Source organism: Mycobacterium sp. WMMD1722, assembly GCF_049315205.1.
Lineage (GTDB): Bacteria > Actinomycetota > Actinomycetes > Mycobacteriales > Mycobacteriaceae > Mycobacterium.
Genome location: NZ_CP186056.1, coordinates 3,487,115 through 3,508,922 on the forward strand (window position 1 = coordinate 3,487,115; position 21,808 = coordinate 3,508,922).

At 69.8% G+C, this 21,808-nt stretch carries 23 protein-coding genes; 11 read left to right on the top strand and 12 right to left on the bottom strand.

Going from position 1 to position 21,808, the window contains the following annotated elements; all coding sequences use genetic code 11:
• Position 1 precedes the first annotated feature (1 nt).
• From ACN27E_RS16685 to fadD5, 3 genes are all read right to left on the bottom strand, one after another.
• Entirely contained in the window at positions 2 to 889 is an 888-nt protein-coding gene (locus ACN27E_RS16685; RefSeq protein ID WP_422743103.1) for an MlaE family ABC transporter permease, read from the bottom strand.
• Between the two features lies 1 nt (position 890).
• Positions 891 to 1,607, bottom strand: coding sequence for an MlaE family ABC transporter permease (locus ACN27E_RS16690; protein WP_422749928.1), 717 nt, complete (start codon positions 1,605 to 1,607; stop codon positions 891 to 893).
• 290 nt (positions 1,608 to 1,897) lie between these two features.
• Positions 1,898 to 3,553, bottom strand: a complete 1,656-nt coding sequence (gene fadD5, locus ACN27E_RS16695; RefSeq protein ID WP_422743105.1) for a fatty-acid--CoA ligase FadD5 — start codon at positions 3,551 to 3,553, stop codon at positions 1,898 to 1,900.
• 133 nt (positions 3,554 to 3,686) lie between these two features.
• Between fadD5 and ACN27E_RS16700 the strand changes: the two genes are divergently transcribed.
• Positions 3,687 to 4,403, top strand: coding sequence for a GntR family transcriptional regulator (locus ACN27E_RS16700; protein WP_422743107.1), 717 nt, complete (start codon positions 3,687 to 3,689; stop codon positions 4,401 to 4,403).
• On the opposite strand, the gene ACN27E_RS16705 is transcribed toward ACN27E_RS16700, so the two are convergent.
• Complete coding sequence (locus ACN27E_RS16705) at positions 4,400 to 4,843, bottom strand: SRPBCC family protein (RefSeq protein ID WP_422743109.1); 444 nt, start codon at positions 4,841 to 4,843, stop codon at positions 4,400 to 4,402. The genes ACN27E_RS16700 and ACN27E_RS16705 overlap by 4 nt on opposite strands.
• Positions 4,844 to 4,860: 17 nt before the next feature.
• Entirely contained in the window at positions 4,861 to 5,301 is a 441-nt protein-coding gene (locus ACN27E_RS16710; protein ID WP_422743111.1) for an acyl-CoA thioesterase, read from the bottom strand.
• A gap of 34 nt (positions 5,302 to 5,335) precedes the next feature.
• Between ACN27E_RS16710 and ACN27E_RS16715 the strand changes: the two genes are divergently transcribed.
• Positions 5,336 to 6,448 (top strand): alcohol dehydrogenase catalytic domain-containing protein, encoded by a 1,113-nt coding sequence (locus tag ACN27E_RS16715; RefSeq protein ID WP_422743113.1) that lies wholly within the window; start codon positions 5,336 to 5,338, stop codon positions 6,446 to 6,448.
• Here the strand turns inward: ACN27E_RS16715 and ACN27E_RS16720 are convergent.
• Entirely contained in the window at positions 6,445 to 7,209 is a 765-nt protein-coding gene (locus ACN27E_RS16720; RefSeq protein WP_422743115.1) for an SDR family oxidoreductase, read from the bottom strand. The genes ACN27E_RS16715 and ACN27E_RS16720 overlap by 4 nt on opposite strands.
• 8 nt (positions 7,210 to 7,217) lie before the next feature.
• Positions 7,218 to 7,904, bottom strand: a complete 687-nt coding sequence (locus ACN27E_RS16725; RefSeq protein ID WP_422743116.1) for a TetR/AcrR family transcriptional regulator — start codon at positions 7,902 to 7,904, stop codon at positions 7,218 to 7,220.
• A 143-nt stretch (positions 7,905 to 8,047) separates the two neighbouring features.
• Between ACN27E_RS16725 and ACN27E_RS16730 the strand changes: the two genes are divergently transcribed.
• Both ACN27E_RS16730 and ACN27E_RS16735 read left to right on the top strand, forming a co-directional pair.
• Positions 8,048 to 8,176, top strand: a complete 129-nt coding sequence (locus ACN27E_RS16730) for a hypothetical protein (protein WP_422743117.1) — start codon at positions 8,048 to 8,050, stop codon at positions 8,174 to 8,176.
• A gap of 59 nt (positions 8,177 to 8,235) precedes the next feature.
• Positions 8,236 to 9,141 carry an SAM-dependent methyltransferase gene (locus tag ACN27E_RS16735; protein WP_422743119.1) on the top strand — a complete coding sequence of 302 codons (906 nt, stop codon included), beginning with the start codon at positions 8,236 to 8,238 and terminating at the stop codon, positions 9,139 to 9,141.
• Positions 9,142 to 9,165: 24 nt separating this feature from the next.
• On the opposite strand, the gene ACN27E_RS16740 is transcribed toward ACN27E_RS16735, so the two are convergent.
• Genes ACN27E_RS16740 through ACN27E_RS16755 form a run of 4 tightly spaced genes read right to left on the bottom strand, consistent with a single transcriptional unit; the run spans position 9,166 to position 13,110 of the window.
• On the bottom strand, positions 9,166 to 9,996 hold the full coding sequence (locus ACN27E_RS16740) for a glycosyltransferase family 2 protein (protein ID WP_422743120.1): 831 nt from the start codon (positions 9,994 to 9,996) through the stop codon (positions 9,166 to 9,168).
• On the bottom strand, positions 9,993 to 10,973 hold the full coding sequence (locus ACN27E_RS16745; protein WP_422743122.1) for a glycosyltransferase: 981 nt from the start codon (positions 10,971 to 10,973) through the stop codon (positions 9,993 to 9,995). Before ACN27E_RS16745 ends, ACN27E_RS16740 begins: the two co-directional genes overlap by 4 nt.
• Positions 10,970 to 12,064, bottom strand: a complete 1,095-nt coding sequence (locus ACN27E_RS16750; RefSeq protein ID WP_422743124.1) for a glycosyltransferase — start codon at positions 12,062 to 12,064, stop codon at positions 10,970 to 10,972. Before ACN27E_RS16750 ends, ACN27E_RS16745 begins: the two co-directional genes overlap by 4 nt.
• Positions 12,061 to 13,110: a glycosyltransferase family 1 protein gene (locus tag ACN27E_RS16755; protein ID WP_422743126.1), complete on the bottom strand. Its 1,050-nt coding sequence runs from the start codon at positions 13,108 to 13,110 to the stop codon at positions 12,061 to 12,063. The genes ACN27E_RS16750 and ACN27E_RS16755 overlap by 4 nt, the downstream gene beginning before the upstream one ends.
• A gap of 104 nt (positions 13,111 to 13,214) precedes the next feature.
• Here ACN27E_RS16755 and ACN27E_RS16760 point away from each other — a divergent pair, with 104 nt between their 5' ends.
• From ACN27E_RS16760 to ACN27E_RS16790, 7 genes are read left to right on the top strand one after another with little or no spacing between them, the layout of a single operon-like run.
• Positions 13,215 to 14,171, top strand: coding sequence for a WcbI family polysaccharide biosynthesis putative acetyltransferase (locus ACN27E_RS16760; protein WP_422743128.1), 957 nt, complete (start codon positions 13,215 to 13,217; stop codon positions 14,169 to 14,171).
• Positions 14,168 to 15,154, top strand: coding sequence for a hypothetical protein (locus ACN27E_RS16765; protein WP_422743130.1), 987 nt, complete (start codon positions 14,168 to 14,170; stop codon positions 15,152 to 15,154). The genes ACN27E_RS16760 and ACN27E_RS16765 overlap by 4 nt, the downstream gene beginning before the upstream one ends.
• The gene (locus ACN27E_RS16770; RefSeq protein ID WP_422743132.1) at positions 15,151 to 16,479 is read left to right on the top strand and encodes a glycosyltransferase family 2 protein; all 1,329 of its coding nucleotides are present in this window, start codon (positions 15,151 to 15,153) and stop codon (positions 16,477 to 16,479) included. Before ACN27E_RS16765 ends, ACN27E_RS16770 begins: the two co-directional genes overlap by 4 nt.
• A gap of 25 nt (positions 16,480 to 16,504) precedes the next feature.
• Positions 16,505 to 18,040 (top strand): Re/Si-specific NAD(P)(+) transhydrogenase subunit alpha, encoded by a 1,536-nt coding sequence (locus tag ACN27E_RS16775; protein WP_422743134.1) that lies wholly within the window; start codon positions 16,505 to 16,507, stop codon positions 18,038 to 18,040.
• Position 18,041: 1 nt separating this feature from the next.
• Complete coding sequence (gene pntB, locus ACN27E_RS16780) at positions 18,042 to 19,466, top strand: Re/Si-specific NAD(P)(+) transhydrogenase subunit beta (RefSeq protein WP_422743136.1); 1,425 nt, start codon at positions 18,042 to 18,044, stop codon at positions 19,464 to 19,466.
• 5 nt (positions 19,467 to 19,471) lie between these two features.
• Positions 19,472 to 20,341: a DUF4436 domain-containing protein gene (locus tag ACN27E_RS16785; protein WP_422743138.1), complete on the top strand. Its 870-nt coding sequence runs from the start codon at positions 19,472 to 19,474 to the stop codon at positions 20,339 to 20,341.
• A 24-nt stretch (positions 20,342 to 20,365) separates the two neighbouring features.
• Complete coding sequence (locus ACN27E_RS16790) at positions 20,366 to 21,499, top strand: acyl-CoA dehydrogenase family protein (protein ID WP_422743140.1); 1,134 nt, start codon at positions 20,366 to 20,368, stop codon at positions 21,497 to 21,499.
• Positions 21,500 to 21,557: 58 nt separating this feature from the next.
• On the opposite strand, the gene ACN27E_RS16795 is transcribed toward ACN27E_RS16790, so the two are convergent.
• Entirely contained in the window at positions 21,558 to 21,803 is a 246-nt protein-coding gene (locus ACN27E_RS16795) for a hypothetical protein (RefSeq protein ID WP_422743142.1), read from the bottom strand.
• Positions 21,804 to 21,808 lie beyond the last annotated feature (5 nt).

Below are 21,808 nucleotides of genomic sequence, written 5' to 3' on the forward strand. Positions count from 1 at the left end.
GCTACACCGTCAGGTTGAAGTTCGGGTCGGTGCCGTAGAGCGCCAACGAGGCCAACAGGACGACCAGCACGATCGCGATCAGCGATGCCCGCATCGAGCGACCGACGGCTTCGCCGACGCCGACGGGTCCGCCGCTGGCGTAGTAGCCGTAGTAACAGTGGTTCAGCATGACGATGATCGAGATGATGATCGCCTGGACGAAGGACCAGGCCACGTCATCGGGCCGCAGGAAGGTGCGGAAGTAGTGCTCGTAGGTGCCCGTCGACTGACCGTAGAACAGCGTCGTGGTGACCTGCGCGGATAGGAAGCTCATGATGATCGCCATTGCGTAGAGCGGGATGATCACGATGAAGCCGGCCATGATGCGGGTGGAGACCAGATAGGAGATGGACTTGATGCCCATCACCTCCAGCGCGTCGATCTCCTCGCTGATCCGCATGGCGCCCAGTTCGGCGGTGGCACCGGCGCCGACCGTGGCGGCCAATGCCTGGCCCGCCACCACGGGCGCGGCGATGCGGACGTTGACCAGGGCGGCGAAGAAGCCGGTGAAGGCCTCGACGCCGATGTTCCCCAGCGAGGCGAAGCCCTGGATGGCGATGAGCGAACCGCCCGAGAGGGTGACGAAGCCGACGATCGCGACGGTGCCGCCGATGACAGCCATGGCGCCGGTGCCCATGCCGATCTCGGCGATCAGCCGCAGCACCTCCTTGCGGTAGAACCGCAGGGCGTGCCCGATCGAGCCGACGGCGGTAACCACGAACCAGGCGACATGCCCGACGCTGTCCAGGCCGCGCGACGGCGCCCCGATGACCTTCTCGGCGCGGGCGTAACCCCGCGGGAAGCGCTGCCGCAGAACGGTACCGGTGTTGGTCTGAGTCTTGACGGCCATGTCAGCTCCCCGTCCCGAACCGGACGCCGATGGTGGTGAGCACGACGTTGACCGCGAACAGCGCGACGATGCACAGAACCAGGGTCTCGTTCACACCGGTGCCGACACCTTTGGCGCCGCCGCCGACGGTCAGTCCGCGGTAGCAGCCGACCAGACCGGCGATCAGACCGAAGAGGGTCGCCTTGACCACCGAGATGACCACCTCGGGCAGCCCGGTGACCAGGGTCAGCGTCGACACGTAGGCGCCTGCGGAGACGTTCTGGATGTAGACGCCGAAGATGAAGCCGCCGACCAGGCCGATGGTGATGACCGCGCCGTTGAGCAGTAGGGCCACGAACGTGGACGCGACGACCCGCGGCACCACGAGCCGCTGGATGGGATCGATGCCCAGGACCTCGAGCGCGTCGATCTCCTCGCGGATGGTGCGGGCGCCCAGATCGGCGCAGATGGCGGTGGACCCCGCACCGGCGACCACGAGCACGGTGACCAGTGGGCCGAGCTGCGTCACGGCGCCCAGCGCGGCGCCCGCGCCGGAGACGTCGGCCGCGCCGAACTCGGCCAGCAGGATGTTGAGCGTGAAGATGATCAGCACGGTCAGCGGCACGGCGACGGCGACCGTCGGCAGGAACGACACCTTGAACAGGAACCAGGCCTGAAGGATGAACTCGCGCCACTGGAACGGCGGGTGGAACAGCGCCTTTCCGGTCAGGACGCACATGCGGACGAATCCGCCGACCGCCTCCAGGGCAGGCCTGGTCTGTTCGCGCACGTACCCGGTGAGGCCTCCGTTGGAGGCGGTCACCGACGTGCTCCCATGACCGAACCGTCATGGCGCAACGGCAGTAGCTGTCGCACGCCCTCTCCTTGCCCCGGCCCACTGTTGGTGACTTCTGTCTCCCTACTCGCAAGTAGTAAGTGAGACCACAGGACTGTACCCGATGGCAGAACGGCGGTGCGCCGCATCGGCCGGATTGGCTCACTAACCGTTAACAAGTGCGTAATCATCGGCTAGGTCCGCTGGTCGTCGGCCGAAACCGTTGCCGCAGCGGAACTTTCGTCTGCGTCAACTGACCGCGGAGCGGCGAAGCGCTGCCGCAGTTCGGTCTTGAGGACTTTGCCGGCGGGGTTGCGTGGCAGCGCGTCGACGACTTCGAGGGCCTTCGGATGCTTGTAGCGGGCCAGCCGCTCGGTCAGGAATCCGTCGAGATCGGCCAGCGTCAGCGCGCCCTGTGTCGCGACCTCCACTGCCGCCTTCACTGCGACGACGGCCACCGGCACCTCGCCCCACTTCTCGTGCGACCGGCCGATGACGGCCACCTCGGCGATGGCCGGATGCGCGGCGAGTACGTTCTCGACCTCCGCGCAGTAGATGTTCTCGCCGCCGGAGATGATCATGTCCTTCTTGCGGTCGACGACCCAGATGTAGCCGTCCTCGTCCTGGCGGACCAGGTCTCCGGAGTGGAACCAGCCACCGGCGAACGCCTCGGCGGTGGCCTCGGGGTTGTTCCAGTAGCCGGCCATCAGAGTCGGTGCGCGATAGACGATTTCGCCCACCGCGCCGACCGGGACGTCGTTCATGTCCTCGTCGACGATCCGGGCGGCGACGGTCGGGATGACCTTGCCGACCGAGCCGAGTTTGCGCAGTGCGTCCTCGCCCAACAGCATGCAGGTGACCGGCGACATCTCGGTCTGGCCGAAGGCGGCGAGGATCTGCGCGCCGGGGAACGTGGCGGCCATATCGCGCAACAGGGTGTCCGACGCGGGGGCGGCGCCCCAGGACAGGGTGCGCAGTTTCAGCTCACGCGGGTTGGCGCGTTGTTCGGCGCACACCGCCTGCCACTGGGCGGGTACCAGGAAGATGCCGGTCACACCTTCCTGGGCCAGTACGTCGAGCAGGGCGCCGGGGTCGAAGGCGCCCAGCGGGTAGAGGACGGTCGGTCGGCCGAGCAACAGCCCCACGATGGTGTTGCCGATCCCGGCGATGTGGAACAGCGGGACGCCGATGAAGCCGACATCGTGATTGAGGTCCACGCCGCTGGTGAACAGGACGGTCATCGCCTGACCGGAGATGTTGACGTGGGTGAGCACCGCACCCTTGGGCCGCCCGGTGGTGCCCGAGGTGTACATGATCAGTGCGGGCGCATCGCCCGGGATGTCGACGGGTTCGGGATCCGAACCCGGCTCGGCGAGCAGATCGTCGTAGCCGAGCAACCCGTCCTCGGTGGGGCCGCCGGCCACGATCACGGTCTCGAGCGTGGCGTCGATGTCCCGCACGGCGACGGCCACCGGGGCCAGCACGGATTCGGTGATGGCCACCCGGGCGGCACAGTCACCGACCAGGAAGGCGATCTCGGGCGGCGTCATCCGGAAATTCACCGGGACCGCGATCGCACCGAGCTTGTTGACCGCCAGGACCGACTCAAGGAACTCGGTGCGGTTGAGCATCAGCACCAGCACCCGGTCGCCGAAGGAGACGCCGCGCCGGCTCAGCGCACCGGCCAGCCTGGTCACCCGGTGGTCGAGTTCCCCCCAGGTGGTGGTGCGGCCCAGGAACCGCAGCGCGGGCTGGTTCGGCTGCATCAGCGCATGCCGGGCCAGCTGGTTGGTCCAGTTCTGCCGACGGGCCAGGTAGGGCTGCTCGACGGCCGAGGGCTGGGTGGTCAACGGCGGAACTCCATCGGTCGTGGGTTGCGAGTCGTTGATATTTGATCAAACATGGGATGGCCCCGGTCACACTATGGCCTCGGTGTCTTCGAGACAACCCACGCCTGAATTCACACCGGAGGTCCGCAGCACCGTGAACGCGCCTGTCAGACCGCGGCCCGCCCGCCGTCGCCCCAGCCGCCGCGAACAGCTCTCCGACGAGGTCGCGGCGCATCTGCGCGCCGAGATCATGACCGGGGCGCTGCGGCCGGGGACCTTTGTGCGGCTCGACGAGACGGCCGCCGCCCTTGGGGTCAGCATCACGCCCGTGCGCGAGGCGCTGCGGACGTTGCGCGGTGAGGGGATGGTCCGTCTGGAGCCACATCGCGGCCACGTGGTGGTGCCGATGACGCGCGGGGACATCGAGGACATCTTCTGGCTGCAGGCCACGATCGCCGAGAAGCTGGCCGATGCGGCGGCCCACCGGATCACCGCGGCACAGATCGACGACTTGGAGCGGTTGAACGAGGCGCTGCGCGAGGCCGTCGACCGGCGCGACCCCGAGGAGGTCTCCTCCGCGGAATTCGCCTTCCACCGGGTGTTCAACCAGGCCAGCGGCCGGATCAAGCTGGCGTGGTTCCTGCTGCATGTGGCGCGCTATCTTCCGCCGCTGCTCTATGCGACCGATCCCTCCTGGGGCGCCGATGCGGTCGCCGGCCATCGCGCACTCATCGAGGCGCTGCGCCGACGCGACCGCGACACCGTCGTCCGCCTGACCGTCGCCCAGTTCACCGACGGCGCCGATCGTCTGATCGCGCGGCTCGAGCAGATCGGCCTCTGGGATCAGCCCGCCGGGACCACCTACGGTTAGGCGCCGGCGGCCATCTGTTCGGCACGGGTCTTGAGGTTGGCCGCCAGATAGTCCAGCGTGTCCCCGATCGCCTTCTTGACCATCGGGCCGGGGATGGCCAGCTTCGTCTCGACGTCGAGGTCGACGGTGAGCAGCGACGTCGCGCCGATGGGTACGACGGAGAACTTCTGCTCCTGCTTGTCGAAGTGGTCCCCTTGCTGCAGCAGCGTGAAGATCTGGTTCTCGCCGGGGTAGTAGACGGCGGTGATGAAGGTGCCGGCCTGGCCCTGCACCTCGACGTCCAGGCGCAGCTGGCTGGGCCGGCCGTCGGCGTACCGCGCCAGGATCCAACAGCCCTTGATCTCGGGATTCCACTCCGGATATCTCTCGAAGTCGGCGACGATCGCCATGATCGCCTCGGCGGGCGCCTCGACCTCGACGGTCTTGCTCACGAGCGGCATGGCGCAGAGCATATCGACTAGCCGATGACGGCCGTCTCCAGCAGCGACCGCACCTCACCGGGAATCGGCACCGGCCGCCGCGTCGACCGGTCGACGTACACGTGCACCCAATGCCCCAGCGCCGCAAGCGCCGTCTCGCCCGGCTCGAACAGCGCGAGTCGATAGGTCACACTGCTGTTGCCCAGGCGGGCCACCGCCAGCCCGACGGTCAGCGGATCGGGGAACCGCAGCTCGGCGAAGTACTGGCAGCCCGACTCGGCGACCACTCCCAGCCAGGGGGCCGACACCGGATCCACGCCGACGGTGGTGGTGATCCAGCCGTTGATCGCGGTGTCGAACAGCGCGTAGTACACCGCATTGTTGAGGTGGCCGAACATGTCGTTGTCGGTCCACCGCGTGCTGACCGGCCAGTGCACGGGGAAATCGCCGCTCGAGAAGCTCGAGGTGTCACGGGGCATGGTTGCAGTCTCGCAGTCAGGGCAGTCTGGGGACATGACGATCACCATCCGCGGCGCCGTACTCGACGAGATCGGCCGGCCGGGCCCCTTCGCGCAGTCGACTCCCCTGACCGTCACCGATCTCGAGCTGGCGCCGCCGGGTCCCGACGAACTGCTGGTGCGGATCGAGGCGGCCGGACTGTGCCATTCCGATCTCTCCGTGGTCGACGGCAACCGGGTACGTCCGGTGCCGATGCTGCTCGGCCACGAAGCCGCCGGTGTGGTCGAGGACGTCGGCCCGGGCGGCTCGGATCTCACCGTCGGGCAACGGGTGGTGATGACGTTCCTCCCCCGCTGCGGACACTGCACCGCCTGTGCCACCGACGGGCTCACCCCGTGCGAACCGGGTAGTGCCGCCAACGCCGCGGGCACCCTGATGCAGGGCGACATCCGGCTGCGCCGCGGTGACGAGCCGGTCTACCACCACCTCGGCGTCTCCGGTTTCGCCACCCACGCCGTGGTCGACCGGCATTCGGTGGTGCCCGTCGCCGAGGAGGTTCCGCCGGTCGTCGCGTCGCTGCTCGGCTGCGCGGTGCTGACCGGCGGGGGCGCGGTCCTCAACGTCGGGAAACCCCGACCCGGCCAGAGCGTCGCGATCGTCGGCCTGGGCGGAGTCGGTATGGCGGCGATGATCACGGCACTGTCCCACGACGATGTGGACGTCATCGGCATCGACCGGCTGGAGGACAAGCTGGAGCGCGCCCGGTCCATGGGCATCAACGCCGCCTACACCCCGGACGAGGCCGAAGAGCGAAACGTCAAGGCGGACGTGGTGATCGAGGCGGTCGGGCATCCGTCGGCCCTCGAAACCGCGATCGCCCACACCGCCCCGGGCGGGCGCACCGTCACCGTCGGCCTGCCCCGGCCCGACGCCCGGATCTCGGTGTCGCCGTTGGGTCTGGTGGCCGAGGGGCGATCGCTGATCGGCAGCTATCTGGGTTCGGCGGTACCTGCGCGCGACATCCCGCGCTTCGTGGATCTGTGGCGGGAGGGCCGGCTTCCCGTGGAAACCCTTGTCTCCTCTACCATTTCGCTCGAGGAGATCAACGGCGCCATGGATCGTCTGGCGGAGGGCAAAGCGGTGCGGCAGGTGATCGAATTCGGTTAGCGGATGACGCTCACACCGCCGTCGACGGGGATGACCGCACCGGTGATGTAGCTGCTGGCTCGGCTGGCCAGGAACACCGCGATCCCGGCCATATCGTCGGGGGCGCCGACGCGTCCGAGCGGCAGGTGCCGCCCCACCTCCTCGGCCCCCGCGCTGAGCAGCACCTTGGTCATCCGCGACGGGAACAGCCCCGGGGCGATGGCATTGACCAGGATTCTCGGGGCCAGTTCGCCGGCGAGCTGCTGGGTCAGCATGTGCACCGCCGCCTTGCTGGCGCTGTAGGAGAAGTTGTTGCGGCCCCGTTCGGGGGTGTGGAAGCCGTCGACGCTGCCGGTGTTGACCACGCGGGCGGGGTCGTCGTCGGTGGCGCCTGCTCGAAGCAGCGGTACGAGCGCCCGGGTGAGCAGGAAGACGCCTTTGACGTTGACGTCGAAGACGCGGTCGAACGCTGATTCCGGGAACTCCTCGAAGGGAGCGCCCCAGTTGGCGCCGGCGTTGTTGAACAACGCGTGCACGGCCTGCTCGCGCTCGGTCAACGCGGCGGTCAGCGTCTGCACCCCCTCGGCGGTGCCGAGGTCGGCGGGGATGGCCTCGACCCGGCCCAGCGGCGACAGCTCGGCGACCGCCGCGTCGAGTTCGGCCTCCTTGCGGCTGGACAGGTAGACCGCGGCGCCGGCCTGCAGCAGCCCCCGCGCGATCATGACGCCGATCCCCCGGCCACCGCCGGTGACGACGGCGACCTTGCCGTCGAGTGAGAACATCCCGGCGCTCATCGGGTGCGGGCCGCCGAATCGGTCGAGTCCGTCGATGCCTGCAGGCCGAGGGGGGACTCCGTGCGCACCGTCTGGTCCTTGATGAGCCCGCGTAGCAGCGCGGTGCTGAACTCGGTGGCGATCTCGGCCGCGGTGCGCCGGCCCTGCGGCCGCAGCCAGCGGTAGGCGCCCAGGGTCATGCCGATGTAGCCCAGGGCCAGGACGTGGGAGTCGCAGTCGTAGAACTCGCCACTGGCGATTCCGCGGTCGATGACGTCGCGGACGTGTTCGTAGACCTGGGTCTCCTTCTCGCGGATGTACTCCACCTGTTCCTCGGTGAACCACTCGCTGATGTAGGGACCCTCCTGGAAGTACACCGCGGCCCGCTCGATATCGCTCGAGATGCCGACCAGCAGCCGCCGGGTGAAGTGGTAGATGGTCTCGCGCGCCGACGCGGTGGGGTCGTCGTGCAGGGCGTCGACGGTGAAATCGGCCGCACCCTTGTAGATGTCCCACAGGATCAGCGACTTGCTCGCGTAATAGTGGTAGACCGTCGCCTTGTTCAGGCCGACGGCGTCGGCGACGTCGTCCATCCTGGTGCCGTGGTACCCGCGGGCCGCGAACAATTTGGTGGCCACGCGAAGGAGTTCGTCGCGGCGGGACGACCCGTTGGAGGGGGTCTCGCTGCCGAGATGTCGGGACATGGCACTCGCTATCGACGGGCCCGGCACCGGGCATCAATCAACTGGCTGGTTGAACAGTGTAGGCAATCGCCGGAACACCCTGTTTGGCGCGGGCGTTTCCGGTCTAAACTGCACGAAACGCTGGCGTCCCACGGAGGTATGAGATGGATCCGAATCCCGATTACGACGCGAGCGACGAGATCGAGTTCTTCTTCAGCTATCTGGGTTGGGGCCTGCGCGGGGTTTCCGGACCCGGCGGCGGCTATCCCCCGCCGGCGTACCCGCCCGTCTAGACCGCCCGTGCAGGGCGGGTACCTGGGACGACGCCATATCGTGTTAGCTTCTCTAAGTAATGGAGACGCCAACACCCGCACTGCGTAGTGCCGACGACAACTGGGATCTGGCCACGAGTGTCGGCGCGACCGCCACAATGGTGGCCACCTTGCGCGCGCTGGCTTCCCGCGATGCCGATGCCCTGATCGACGATCCCTTCGCCGAACCCTTGGTGCGCGCCGTCGGCATGGAGTACTTCACCGCGATCCTCGACGGCCGCCCCCCGGCCGGCGACCCCGATTTCGATGCGCAGCGCTCCGGCGATCACATGGCGGTGCGGACCCGGTTCTACGACGACTTCTTCGTCAACGCCGTGCGCAGTGGCATTCGTCAGGTGGTGATCCTGGCCTCCGGTCTCGACACCCGGGCCTACCGGCTCCCGTGGCCGGCCGACGCGACGCTCTACGAGGTGGATCTGCCCGATGTCCTGGACTTCAAGACGCGCACGCTGACCGGCCTGTCGATCCAACCGGCGGTGGACCGGCGCGCCGTCACCGCCGATCTGCGCGACGACTGGCCGGCCGCCCTGCGCGCCGCCGGCTTCGACCCGGCACAACCCACGGCATGGACCGCCGAGGGTCTGCTGGTCTATCTGCCCGCCGCGGCGCAGGACGCCCTGTTCGACCGGATCACCGATCTCAGCGCCACCGGCAGCCAGCTGGCCTGCGAATACGTACCCGACATGTCGGTATTCGGGCACGAGCAGGTGCGTAGCCGCTTCGAACAGTCCTCGATCAACATTTCCGACCTGGTCTACCAGGGGGAGCGCAACCACGTCCCGGACTACCTGGCGGGCCGGTCGTGGAGCAGCCGCACGCGCACCGCCGAGGAGCTGTACGCGGCCAACGGGCTGAGCTACCCCGAGGGGGTCGAGTTCGAGCTGTTCGCCGACGTCACCTATCTGTCGGCGACCCGCGGCCGCTGAACCCGCCCGAGCCGGCGCGTCCGTTCACGTGGGTCGACGTGACGTACGCAGCGACACGATGTCGTCCCCGCGCCGCGAGATCACACCGTCTCGCTCGAAGGCGTCGAGCCAGCCCGGCATCGGCCAGCGCCCCCAACGCCGCCGGAAAACGCGCGAGTTGGCCACGATGTCGTCGAGGTGCTCGACCGGCGGGTGGGACACCGGGTGATGCTGGTGGTAGGCGTGCGCGCCGCCCACCCAGACCAGGGGCACCCCGAGGCGGTGGGCGACCGCACCGAAGTCGGTGTCCTCGGCGCCGTATCCGATGTACTGCTCACAGAAGCCACCCAGCAGCCGCCACGTCGGCGCGGACACGGCGAACGACAGCGACCAGAACAGATCGTGGTCCTCGGCCGTCACCAGCCGGTCGGGTCCGGGATCGGGCCGGGCCGGATGCGGACGGGTCAGGGTGTGCAGCACATCCAGCCGGTAACCGCCGGCCGGGGCGGGCGGCAGATAGGTGACCGGTCCGCCGAACAGCGCGGGGCCGGCCGCATCGGCGCAGACCTCGGCGTAGCGGCCGACCAGCGCGTCACCGGGAATGCAGTCGACGTCGAGGAAGATCAGCACCTCGGCGCCGAGAGCCAGCGCACGTTCGGCGCCCAGGTTTCTGGCCCGCGCCAGCGGTAGACCCGAATCCGTTGTCGGGCAGTCGATCACATCGACCTCATCGCCTACCAGCGCCGCGACACCGGGATCGTCGAGCGCCACCACGATGCGCAGATCCGGCCGCACGCGCGATCGGTCCAGACCGGCGCTCTGCATCCGCAGGTGTCCGTGCCGCCCGTGCACGACGGTCACCAGCGCGGTTCTCATGCGGCGAGCACCGCGGCGGCCCGCCCGGCGGCGCCCCGCCCGCGCAACCGCTGCCAGCGCGCGGGATCCAGCGCGCGGGTGGCCGCCAGCAGTGCACGCCACTGCTCGGTGCGCGGCCACGCCGTCGCGGTGACCGCGACACCGGACGCGCCGAGTGCGGCAGCGGTGGCGTGCTGTTCGTCGAAGGGCCGCCGCTGCGGGATGACGACGGCCGGGACACGCGCGGCAGCGATGTCGGCGACGGCGCTCTGCCCGGCGTGGGTCACCACCACGTCGGCGGCGCAGAGCAGCGGCCACAGCGCGTCCACCCACCCGGCGGCACCGCCGGCGGCCACCCACCGGTGCTCGGGAGCCGCCTGCCGCAGCTGGGTCAGCGCGTCGGCCGGCACCTCCGAGCCGCCCGCCCCGGCCAGCAGCAGACCGGTCCTTCGGCCCGGCGCCGTCGGTACCGGCGACATCCCGTCGAACCGGCTGATCACGCCGACGTAATGGGTTCGGCCCTCGTGGCGGCGCAGCCACGGTGGCCGGTACACCGCGTCCGACCAGGGGGCGATGATCGTGTCGGCGACGTCATAGGCCAGTTGGTGCACGGCGTCACCGCGTTCGCCGGGCATGGCCATCACCGTCACGGGGACGCCGGCCAGCCGGCACAGCAGCGTCACCTCCACCGACACGTCGACGACCATGCGGCGCGGCCGCAGGGTGGCGATCGTGTTCAACAGGGTGGCCGACCGCCGGGCCAGCCCGTCGACACCCAGCGGCGCCCAGTGCAGCCGGCCGCCGGCCGTCGGGTCGGCGGGCGGTGCCCCCTCGGCGGGCACGTCGAGGGGCAACTGAACCCAGTCGTCGCCGGGGCGCAGACCGGCCGGGCGGGGTGCGGAGGAGAAGAAGACGGCGTCCTCGGCCAGCTGTCCGCTGACCGCCAACGCGCGCGACAGGTGGCCCCGCCCGTGGTGGTGCACGTAGTAACCGATCACGCCGGGACGCGTTCGGGCTCGGCGTCACCGGTCAGCTCCCGGTAGCGGGCCAGGTAGCGCTCGACCATGACCGCTTGGGAGCAGTGCGTCTCGGCGCGGACCCGGACCGGACCACGGGGCAGCTGCGCGGCGGCCCGCAACGCCCTGGCCAGCGCGTCGACGTCGCCCGGCGGCGCGAGCCGGCCGCTGTCGGCGTCGATCGTCTCGGGGATGCCACCGCGGGCGAAGGCCGCCACCGGGGTGCCGCAGGCCAGCGCTTCGGCCGTCACCAGACCGTACGGTTCCTCCCAGCGCGGGGTCACCAATGCGGCTGCGGCACCGCCGACCAGCTCGTTGAGTTCGTCGCGACGCAGGTGCCCCTCGTAGCTCACCTGCCCGCGCAGCAGCGGCCGTACCGACTGTTCGAAATAGGTCTCGTCGCCGACCGGCCCGGCGATGCGCAGCGGGAATCCGGCCAGTGCCGCCGCGGCGACCGCATCCGGCAGCCCCTTCTCCGGGACCAGCCGTCCGCTCCACACCACGTACTCCCCGCCCGGTCCCGGTTGCCAGTCGTCGAGGTCGATGCCGTTGTGGATGACCGGGACCGGCCCGTTGACCGGTTCCCACTGTCGCGCCGTGAAGGCGCTGACGGCGGTGAAGGCGCTGGCCACCCCGCCGGGCAGCGCGACAGCCTGCTCGAGCCACTTCAACGGCGGGGTGTGCAAGGTGGTCAGCATCGGTACCGCGAGCGTGCGTGCCATCGCCAGGGGCAGATAGTGCAGGCTGTGGTTGTGCACGATGTCGAACGAATTGCGCAGCCGGTCAGCCAGATTCAACATGACCGACAGGTAGGCGTGCGTCTCGTGCACCACCCAGTCCGGCACCGACGGATCCTGCCGGGATGCCTCGGTCATCTCCAGCGAGTGCACCGGGATCACATCCCACGGCAGGTCCACCGCGGAGCCCGGTGCGGCGAACATCGTGACCGAATGTCCTGCGGCGGTGAGGGCGTGCGCGAACTGGTACACGAACGCCTCGAGGCCGCCGGCGAACGGCTGACGTACGGGATAACGCGCCGAGGCGATCAGGGCCACCCGCATCGAGCGGGTCACGCGGCGTCCGCATTCGCCAGGACGGTGCGGTACAGGCGGGTCATCTCCCGCCGGACATCTCGCAGTTGACGTTCGCGCTGCCGTCGCCGATCCGGGTCACCTTCGCAGAGCGGTTGTGCAGCAGCCAATCCCGTGCGGATCGCGGCTATCAGCCCCTGGGCCTCATCGGTTCGGTATTCATAGCTGGGGTCGCCGTGCTGTTCGTGCAGGTATCCGCACCGGGGGACGATCACGGCGACGCCCGCGTCGTGGCCGGCCTCCACCCAGCCCGAATGGGTCCCGAACCGGTAGGGCAACACCAGCGCATCGATCTCGGTCAGATACTGCTGCAACTGCGCGTCGGTGAAACGCGGATGTACCCGCACCTCGACGCCGCGGGCGCGCAGGTCGTCGAGCCGCTGCGGGGGCAGCACACCGGCCCGCGCCGAGCGGTGCGCATCGTCGTCCACATCCAGGCGCAGCCGCCAGGCCGGCTCCTCGGCGGCGAGCAGCACCTCGAGCACCGGGAGCGGATCGATGTTGGCCCGCAACGATTTCGCGTGCACGGCGACCACGGGCACGGTTCGCACCGGACGCGGGGCGCCGACCGCGTCCAGGGCAAGCACATGCGGATGGGCCACTACGGTGGCCCGCCTGCCCCACCGATCGGCGATCGCGTCGGCCGCCCCGGCGGTCAGCGTGACGACGGCATCGGCCGCCGGGATCAGCACATCCAGCCGGGCCAGGTGCTCGCGCGGATCGGCGAAGTGCGGGTTGTGCAGGTCATGCACGGTGACCACCAGCGGCGTGCGACCGGCGTTCAGCACCGCGATGACCTCGCGCAGCACCGCCGGCGGGGTCGAGTCGTATCCGAAGTGCACGTGCAGCACGTCGAACCGGTCGGCGTGGCCGGCCAGATAGTCCGGCTCCAGCAGTCGGGGCGGCCACCACTGGCCGGGCAGCGTGGCGCCGACCGGGCGCGGATCGTCCAGTAGTACTACGGAATCAGGGTCGGTGATGGTGCGCACGTAGGGGTGCGCAGCAGGGACCGAGGCAACAGCGATCAACCATCCAAACCTGTCGAGCAAGCAGGGGCGGCACACCCTCGCCGCTTGCTAGACGATTGCGCCACGAAATTTGTATCACGATCAGCCGACCTACTCTCGACGACGTGAGCGACGACATCCCCGCCCGGGTCTGGCACTACCGGGACTTCTACCGGCCGCCCGGATCGGGGCCGGCGTCCTCGGCGCCGCTGTGGCTGGTGGTCGGCAACTGTCAGGCCGAGGCGCTACGGGTGATCCTCGACGCGGTGCCCGACCGCCCCTACCGCACCGCCCGCATCCCACCGGTCCACGAACTCGAGCCCTCGGATCTGGGTCATCTCGACGATCTGCTGCGCGAGACCGCTGTGCTGGTCTGCCAGCCGATCCGCGACGACTACCGCGGCCTGCCGATCGGCACCCGGCAACTGATCGAGCGGCTGCCGGCCGGCGCGAAAGTGGTGCGCTGGCCGGTGATTCGGTACGCCGGCCTGTATCCGTTCCAGGTCATCGTGCGGCACCCGGCCGACCGGTCGGTGACCCCGCCGCCGGTGCCGTACCACGATCTGCGGACCGTCGTCGCCGCTTGCGACCGGCGCTCCCCCGATGACCCCTGGGACGTCGACGTGTCGGCCGCCCAGGTGCGGGCGGTCGCCGAGGCCAGCCGGGCCGAACTCGCCCGCCGCGAGCGGGCGCACACCGACGTCGGGGTGTCCGACGTGCTGGCTGGGACGGGAATTGACGCCGCCCACACCATCAATCATCCCGGCAACGCGGTGCTCGCCGAGTTGGCCGCTCGGGTGATGCGTCACCGAAATGTCACATTGCCGGTCCTTCCGCCGCCGCGGACGCTGCTCGGGTCGATCCGCGCCCCGCTCGAGAGCCGCGTGTTGTCCGCGCTGGGCATCGAGGCGGCACCGCGACCGCAGTGGGAGCAGGGCGATCGCACCTGGCGGCCCGACGCCGTCCATGCCATCCAAATGCGTTGGTACGCAGATAATCCAGACTTCCTCAGACTGGCGCTGGAACGCCACGCCGGTACGCTCGATCTGCTCGGGTTGAGCAGAACGGATGTGGCCGGATGACGGCACGGGTCACCCATCTGATCGTCGGCCCGCCCGAACACGGGGTCACCCGGTTCGGCATCGAACTGGTAGGCGCCCTGCGCGACAACGGCTTCGACGATCTGGCGCACACGTCATGCGACGACGGTGGAGTGCACGTGCAGTTCACCGACCGGCTGTACGGCAACACCCCCGAACAGGCCGCCGGCGCGATATGCGCGCTGATCGACCAAACCCACCGGCGCGGGCAACGGGTCACGGCCACCCTGCACGATCTGCCCCAGCCGTCGGACGGGACGAACGCCGCCCGCCGCCGGGCGGCCTACGGGGACGTGGTCGCGGCGCTGGACGGGCTGGTGGTCAACAGCGAGCACGAGCGCCGGCTGCTCGCCGAGGCCGGGCTGGCGGCGGATGCGGTGGCCGTGGTACCGCTGCCGGTCACCGCCGCCGCCGCGCAGCCACCGCCGCCGGCCGATGCGCGGACCGTCGGCGTGTTCGGGTTCCTCTATCCGGGTAAAGGGCACGCCGAGGTGATCGCCGCGCTGGACGGCTGGGCACCGGACGTCGAGGTCGTGGCCCTGGGTGCGCCGTCGGCCGGCCACGCGGAGCTGGCCGACTCGCTCCGCGACGACTGCACCCGTCGCGCACGACCGTTCCGCATCACCGGACACCTGCCCGACGCCGAGGTCGCCACCGCCCTGCGCGCGGTGACCGTGCCGGTCACACCGCACCGCCACGTCTCGGCGTCCGGATCGCTGAATTCGTGGATCGGCGCCGGCCGGCGCCCGCTGGCGCCGGGCAACCGCTACACGTGGGAGTTCCACGCACGCAATCCCGACGCCGTGCTGCTCTACCCCGACACCCCGACCGGCCTGCGCGGCGCCCTCGAACGGGCGCTCGCCGACCCCGCGACGACCTGGATACCCGCCGGCACGACCTGTGTCCCCTCCCCCGCCGAGGCCGCCCGACGGTACGCCGCCCTGCTGCAGGGGTGGCACCGGTGACCGAGCGTCCGCTTCCGCTGACCGACGGCCGCTTCGCGGTGCCCGGCAACCGGTGGGATCTGATGGCCGGGTACCGCGGCCGCGACACCACCGTCGGAGTGGTCATCCCCTACTACAACCAGCAACGCAGCCTCGAACAGGTGCTGGCCGCACTGGCCGCCCAGGACTATCCGCGCCACCTCATCCATGTGGTGGTGGCCGACGACGGCTCCGCGCGCTCCCCGGTGCTGCCCCGCTCGCCGCTGGAGATCCGCACCGTCGCCCAGGAGGACCTCGGCTTCCGCGCGGCGGCGGTCCGCAATCTCGGCGCCGCGGCGCTGCGCGGATCCGGAGCCGACGTGCTGTGCTTCCTGGACGCGGACACCGCGCCCGAACCCGGCTATCTGCGCGCCGTCACCCGGTTGCCGTCACTGGTTCCCGACGCGCTGGTGGTGGGGCGGCGGCGCTACCGGGACACCGACACCGGCGCCGAGTTGCCCGAACCGCGCTGGCTGTCCGACGGCTATGCGGCGACCGGCGATCTGCTGCACCTGGACCGCCGGTCCTACCGGTACGTCATCAGCTCGGTGATGTGCTGCAGCGCCGACCTGTTCACCGACATCGGCGGCTTCGACGCGTCGTTCGTCGGCTACGGGGGCGAGGACTGGGAGTTCGCCCACCGCGCGCTGGCCGGTGGCGCGGTGCTGCACCACGCCGCGGACGCGGTGGCCTGGCACGACGGACCGGACTGGGCCGGCCGCGCTGTCGCCGACCGGACCGCGGTCAAGAACGCCGAAGCGCTGGCCCTCGCGCGCCGCATCACCGACCCGGACGCCCGGCGGACCGGGCTGCGCTACGCCCTGCCCGACGTCGCCGTCGAGGTCGACGGCGACGAGCACACGGCGAGCTCGCTGCTGACCACCCTCGGCGGCTTCCTCGGCGAGGACGCGGGAGTGTGGGTGCGCGGCGATACCGCCGACCGGTTGCTGCGGACGATCGGGGCGGCCGACGACCGCCTCCACACCGGGCCCGTGCCGCCGGATGTGCTGAGGCGCTGCCGGTTCCTGGTCACCACCTCCGGACGCCCCGTACTGTCCCGCACCGGGACAGCGACGTTGCTGCGGGTCTGCGCGGGAGATTCGGTGGGCGCCGTGACCGCCGGCGCCCCGGGCACCGCGGTGACCTGCCACGCCACCTGGGCCCGCAACCGCATCCGCCGGTGGACCGCGGGACCGGTCCGATTCGCCGATCCCGCCGACGCCGCGCGGGTGGGGCGCACCGTCACCGTCGATGCGAACGAGATCGACCTGCACGGCGGCACGCGAGAACCCGACCTCTCGTGGTGAGCGCACCGCATGGAAGACTCTTCCGATGCTCATCGCGATCCCCCGCGAGTCTCAGCCGGGTGAGACCCGCGTCGCCGCCACCCCGCAGACGGTCGAACAGCTCATCAAGCTCGGCTATTCGGTGGCGGTGGAGTCCGGCGCGGGAGCCGCGTCGAGCTTCGCCGACGCCGCCTACGTCGAGGCCGGCGCCGAGATCGGCTCCTACGACCAGGTGTGGGCCGCCGATGTCGTCCTCAAGGTCAACGCCCCGAGCGACGAGGAGATCGCCGCCCTCGAGGACGGTGCGACGCTGGTCAGCCTGATCTCCCCGGCGCTGCACCCCGAACTGGTCGAGAAACTGTCCGCCCGGCCGATCACCGTGCTGGCGATGGACGCCGTCCCGCGGATCTCGCGGGCGCAGTCGCTGGACGTGCTGTCGTCGATGGCCAACATCGCGGGCTACCGCGCCGTGGTCGAGGCGGCCCACGCTTTCGGACGATTCTTCACCGGGCAGGTGACCGCCGCCGGCAAGGTGCCGCCGGCCAAGGTGCTGGTGGTGGGCGCCGGAGTGGCCGGCCTCGCCGCGATCGGCGCCGCGGGCAGCCTCGGCGCGATCGTGCGGGCCACCGATCCGCGCCCCGAGGTCGCCGATCAGGTCAAATCCCTCGGTGGCGAATACGTCTCGGTCGACCCGAACGCCGGTGAGGTGTCGGCGACCGGCTACGCCAAGGAGATGGGCGAGGACTACCAGGCCCGCGAGGCGGCGCTCTACGCCGAACTGGCCAAGGACGTCGACATCATCATCACCACCGCGCTCATCCCGGGTCGGCCGGCACCGCGGATCATCACCGCCGAGATGGTGGCCTCGATGAAGCCGGGCAGTGTGATCGTGGACATGGCCGCGGCCAACGGCGGCAACGTCGACGGCACCGTCAAGGATCAGGCCGTGGTCACCGATCACGGTGTCACGATCATCGGTTACACGGATCTGGCCGGCCGACTGCCCGCGACGGCCTCCCAGCTCTACGCCACCAACCTGGTCAACCTGCTCAAATTGCTGACTCCCGGCAAGGACGGGCAGCTCACCCTCGACTGGGATGACGTGGTGCAGCGCTCGATCACGGTGGTGCGCGACGGACAGATCACCTGGCCGCCGCCACCGGTGCAGGTCTCGGCGGCACCTGCGGCGGCGAACAAGGCCGCACCGGTCGAGAAGTCCGAACCGAAGGCCCCCATGTCCATGGGCCGCCGGCTCGGCGTCACCTTCGCCGCGGCCACGGTCCTGTTCGTGCTCATCGCGCTCAGCCCGGCCGCCCTGCAGGTCCATCTGACCGTGTTCGCGCTGGCGATCGTCATCGGCTACTACGTGATCGGCCATGTACACCACGCGCTGCACACGCCGCTGATGTCGGTGACCAACGCGATCTCGGGCATCATCGTCGTCGGCGCGCTGCTGCAGATCGGCCACCACGATCTGACCATCACCATCCTGGCCACCGCGGCGACTCTGCTCGCCAGCATCAACGTCTTCGGCGGTTTCGCGGTCACGCGCCGCATGCTCGCGATGTTCTCGAGGAGCTGATTTGTTCACGGTTCAGACCGCCGCCACGGCGGCGTACGTCGTCGCGGCCCTGTTGTTCATCCTGGCGCTGGCCGGGCTGTCCAAACACGAGACCTCCAGGGCCGGCAACAATTTCGGTATCGCCGGCATGGCCGTGGCCCTGGTCGCGACCATCGCCCTGGCGCTGAACCACGGCATCGAGCCGCTGGGTGTGGGTCTGCTGGTGGGTGCGATGGCCGTCGGCGCGGCGATCGGCCTGTGGCGCGCACGGGTGGTCGAGATGACCGGGATGCCCGAATTGATCGCGCTGCTGCACAGCTTCGTCGGCCTGGCGGCCGTGCTGGTGGGCTGGAACGGCTACCTGCATGTCGAGGCGCAACCCGGCGGCGCCGAGGCGATCGCGCTGGGTGCGGAGGGCATGCTCGGCATCCACTCGGCCGAGGTGTTCGTGGGTGTGTTCATCGGTGCGGTCACGTTCACCGGCTCGGTCGTGGCCAACCTCAAGCTCTCGGCGCGGATGAAGTCCGCACCGCTGATGCTGCCCGGCAAGAACATCCTCAACGTCGGCGCGCTGGTGGTCTTCGCCGCGCTGACCGTGTGGTTCGTCATCGACCCGCAGCTGTGGCTGCTCATCGTGGTGACCGTGCTGGCGCTGCTGCTGGGCTGGCACCTGGTCGCCTCGATCGGCGGCGGCGACATGCCCGTGGTGGTGTCGATGCTCAACAGCTACTCGGGCTGGGCCGCCGCCGCGTCGGGCTTCCTGCTGAGCAACGACCTGCTGATCATCACCGGTGCGCTGGTCGGATCCTCGGGTGCCTATCTGTCCTACATCATGTGCAAGGCGATGAACCGGTCGTTCATCTCGGTGATCGCCGGCGGATTCGGGATCGAGAGTTCCAGCGGCGGGTCGGACGTGGATTACGGCGAACACCGCGAGATCACCGCGGAGGGCGCGGCCGAACTGCTCGCCGGCGCCGATTCGGTGGTCATCACGCCGGGCTACGGCATGGCCGTCGCCCAGGCCCAGTACGGCGTCGCGGACCTGACACGCAAACTGCGCGAACGCGGCGTCACCGTGCGCTTCGGCATCCACCCCGTCGCCGGCCGGTTGCCCGGGCACATGAACGTGCTGCTGGCCGAGGCCAAGGTGCCCTACGACATCGTGCTCGAGATGGACGAGATCAACGACGACTTCGACGACACCGCCGTCGTTCTGGTCATCGGCGCCAACGACACCGTCAACCCGGCCGCGTCCGAGGACCCCGGCAGCCCGATCGCGGGTATGCCGGTGCTCACGGTGTGGAACGCCGAGAACGTGATCGTGTTCAAACGCTCCATGGCGTCGGGCTATGCCGGCGTGCAGAACCCGCTGTTCTTCCGGGAGAACACCCAGATGCTGTTCGGGGACGCCCGGGACCGGGTGAACGACATCCTCGCCGCCCTCTGACCGCCATGGCGATCAACCACCGCGGACGGCTCGCCAGTATCGGCACGGTTCTGATCATCGTGGCGATCTACGCCGCGGCGCTGGTCGGTTACCACGCCGTCGCGGGCCCGGCCCGGTCGCTGGGTCCACCCAATCTCGGTGAGAACACCGACACGATCGTCCAGGTCACCCTGCAGGGCATCCACCCGGTCGACAACAAGGTGGACGTGAGTGTCGTCGTCTACCCGGCCGACGAGTACATGAACACCGAGCTCAACGTGGTCAACACCGATATCGCGGTGCGGCTGTTCGTCGACGAGGTGAACGTCGGCGGCGATCTGGAGACCCCGAAGGGGCAGCTCCCGCAGGAGATCAATACGACGCTCACCGCAGACGGCGATCCGGACAACTGGCCGTTCGACACCTACACCGTCGGCCCCCTGGGCGCCGATGTGCTCGTGGGATCCGGCGACGACCGAACGTTCGAACCCGCCCGGCTGGAGGTCGCCGGCGGGCTCAACAGCTGGGACATCACCAGCGAGCGCAGTGGACCGGCCACCCAGTCCGCCGACGACGGCGACTACCAGACGGTCACGCTGAGCCGGGCGCGCGGTCCGCTCGCCTTCGACCTCGGCCTGTGCCTGGTACTGCTCACCCTGCCCGCGCTGGCGTTGTTCGTGTCCATCGAGATGCTGCGCGGACGCCGGAAGTTCATGCCACCGTTCGGCACCTGGTACGCCGCGTCGCTGTTCGCGATCGTGCCGATCCGCAACTTCATGCCCGGTGCGCCGCCGCCCGGCGCGTGGATCGATCAGATCCTGGTGCTGTGGGTCCTGGTCGCCTTGACCGCGGCGATGGTGCTGTATTTCGTCGCCTGGTACCGGCGCAGCGACTGACCCGTCCGCGCCTATGGTAGTCCGATGACCGTCGACCGGCTGCTACCCACCCGGGAGGCCCAGGACCTCATCGCGCTGACCCGCGACGTCGCCGACAAGGCGCTCGCTCCGATCGTCGACGCGCACGAGAAGTCCGAGAGTTATCCCGACGGCGTCTTCGCCACCCTCGGTGCGGCGGGGCTGCTGAGCCTGCCGCAGCCTGAGGAGTGGGGCGGGGGCGGTCAGCCCTACGAGGTGTACCTGCAGGTGCTCGAGGAGATCGCCGCTCGCTGGGCGGCGGTGGCGGTCGCGGTGAGCGTGCACAGCCTGTCGTCGCATCCGCTGCTGATGTTCGGTACCGACGAGCAGAAGCAGCGATTCCTGCCCGGGATGCTCTCCGGCGAGCAGATCGGCGCCTACAGCCTGTCCGAGCCGCAGGCGGGTTCGGACGCCGCCGCACTGCGGTGTGCGGCCGTGCCGTCCGCGGGCGGATACGTGATCACCGGGGAGAAGTCGTGGATCACCCACGGCGGGCGGGCGGATTTCTACACGCTGTTCGCGCGGACGGGTGAGCGGTCGATCTCGTGCTTTCTGATCTCTGCTGACCAGCAGGGCCTTTCGTTCGGCAAGCCGGAGGAGAAGATGGGCCTGCACGCGGTGCCCACCACGTCGGCGTACTACGACCACGCCGAGGTCGGTGCCGACCGCCGCATCGGCGCCGAGGGTCAGGGTCTGCAGATCGCGTTCTCCGCCCTGGACTCCGGACGGCTCGGCATCGCGGCGGTCGCCGTCGGGCTGGCCCAGGCCGCGCTCGACGAGGCCACGACCTACGCCAACGAGCGAACCACGTTCGGCCGCAGGATCATCGACCACCAGGGGTTGGGCTTCCTGCTCGCCGACATGGCCGCCGCGGTGGTCAGCGCCAGGGCCACCTATCTGGACGCCGCCCGGCGCCGTGATCTCGGGTTGCCGTATTCGACGCAGGCCAGCGTCGCGAAACTGATCGCCACCGATGCCGCCATGAAGGTGACCACCGACGCCGTGCAGGTGTTCGGCGGCGCCGGGTACACCAGGGACTTCCGCGTGGAGCGCTACATGCGCGAGGCGAAGATCACGCAGATTTTCGAGGGCACGAATCAGATTCAGCGCCTAGTCATCTCGCGTTCGCTCACCCGCTGAACCTCCCCGCCGACCGTGAGCTCCGGCTCGAGTTTCCGCCGATTTCTCGCACGCGACGTCACGTTCGCGGAACCGACTTCGTGAGGTTCTCGGTCATCGCGGCGTTGGTGTCGAGCAGCAGATGGTCGGGCTGCGGCACCGTCACCAGGACCGCGGCGAGCCCCTGGTCACCGTCGATCACCCAGACCCGGGCCGTGGTCATCAGCGCGCGGTCATCGTGCGTCATCGGGGCCGGCGGGCGGCCGATGCGCCCGATCCCGGGTACGTCGGCTTCGGTGGCCCGGCGGGCGGTGCGTCGATGCACCGTCA

Bases quoted from the DNA above. Each gene is read 5' to 3' on its own strand.
- ACN27E_RS16685 (WP_422743103.1), bottom strand. From the start codon at position 889: ATGGCCGTCAAGACTCAGACCAACACCGGTACCGTTCTGCGGCAGCGC.
- ACN27E_RS16690 (WP_422749928.1), bottom strand. From the start codon at position 1,607: ATGTGCGTCCTGACCGGAAAGGCGCTGTTCCACCCGCCGTTCCAGTGG.
- ACN27E_RS16705 (WP_422743109.1), bottom strand. From the start codon at position 4,843: ATGCCGCTCGTGAGCAAGACCGTCGAGGTCGAGGCGCCCGCCGAGGCG.
- ACN27E_RS16710 (WP_422743111.1), bottom strand. From the start codon at position 5,301: ATGCCCCGTGACACCTCGAGCTTCTCGAGCGGCGATTTCCCCGTGCAC.
- ACN27E_RS16715 (WP_422743113.1), top strand. From the start codon at position 5,336: ATGACGATCACCATCCGCGGCGCCGTACTCGACGAGATCGGCCGGCCG.
- ACN27E_RS16720 (WP_422743115.1), bottom strand. From the start codon at position 7,209: ATGTTCTCACTCGACGGCAAGGTCGCCGTCGTCACCGGCGGTGGCCGG.
- ACN27E_RS16725 (WP_422743116.1), bottom strand. From the start codon at position 7,904: ATGTCCCGACATCTCGGCAGCGAGACCCCCTCCAACGGGTCGTCCCGC.
- ACN27E_RS16730 (WP_422743117.1), top strand. From the start codon at position 8,048: ATGGATCCGAATCCCGATTACGACGCGAGCGACGAGATCGAGTTCTTC.
- ACN27E_RS16735 (WP_422743119.1), top strand. From the start codon at position 8,236: ATGGAGACGCCAACACCCGCACTGCGTAGTGCCGACGACAACTGGGAT.
- ACN27E_RS16740 (WP_422743120.1), bottom strand. From the start codon at position 9,996: ATGAGAACCGCGCTGGTGACCGTCGTGCACGGGCGGCACGGACACCTG.
- ACN27E_RS16765 (WP_422743130.1), top strand. From the start codon at position 14,168: ATGACGGCACGGGTCACCCATCTGATCGTCGGCCCGCCCGAACACGGG.
- ACN27E_RS16775 (WP_422743134.1), top strand. From the start codon at position 16,505: ATGCTCATCGCGATCCCCCGCGAGTCTCAGCCGGGTGAGACCCGCGTC.
- ACN27E_RS16785 (WP_422743138.1), top strand. From the start codon at position 19,472: ATGGCGATCAACCACCGCGGACGGCTCGCCAGTATCGGCACGGTTCTG.
- ACN27E_RS16790 (WP_422743140.1), top strand. From the start codon at position 20,366: ATGACCGTCGACCGGCTGCTACCCACCCGGGAGGCCCAGGACCTCATC.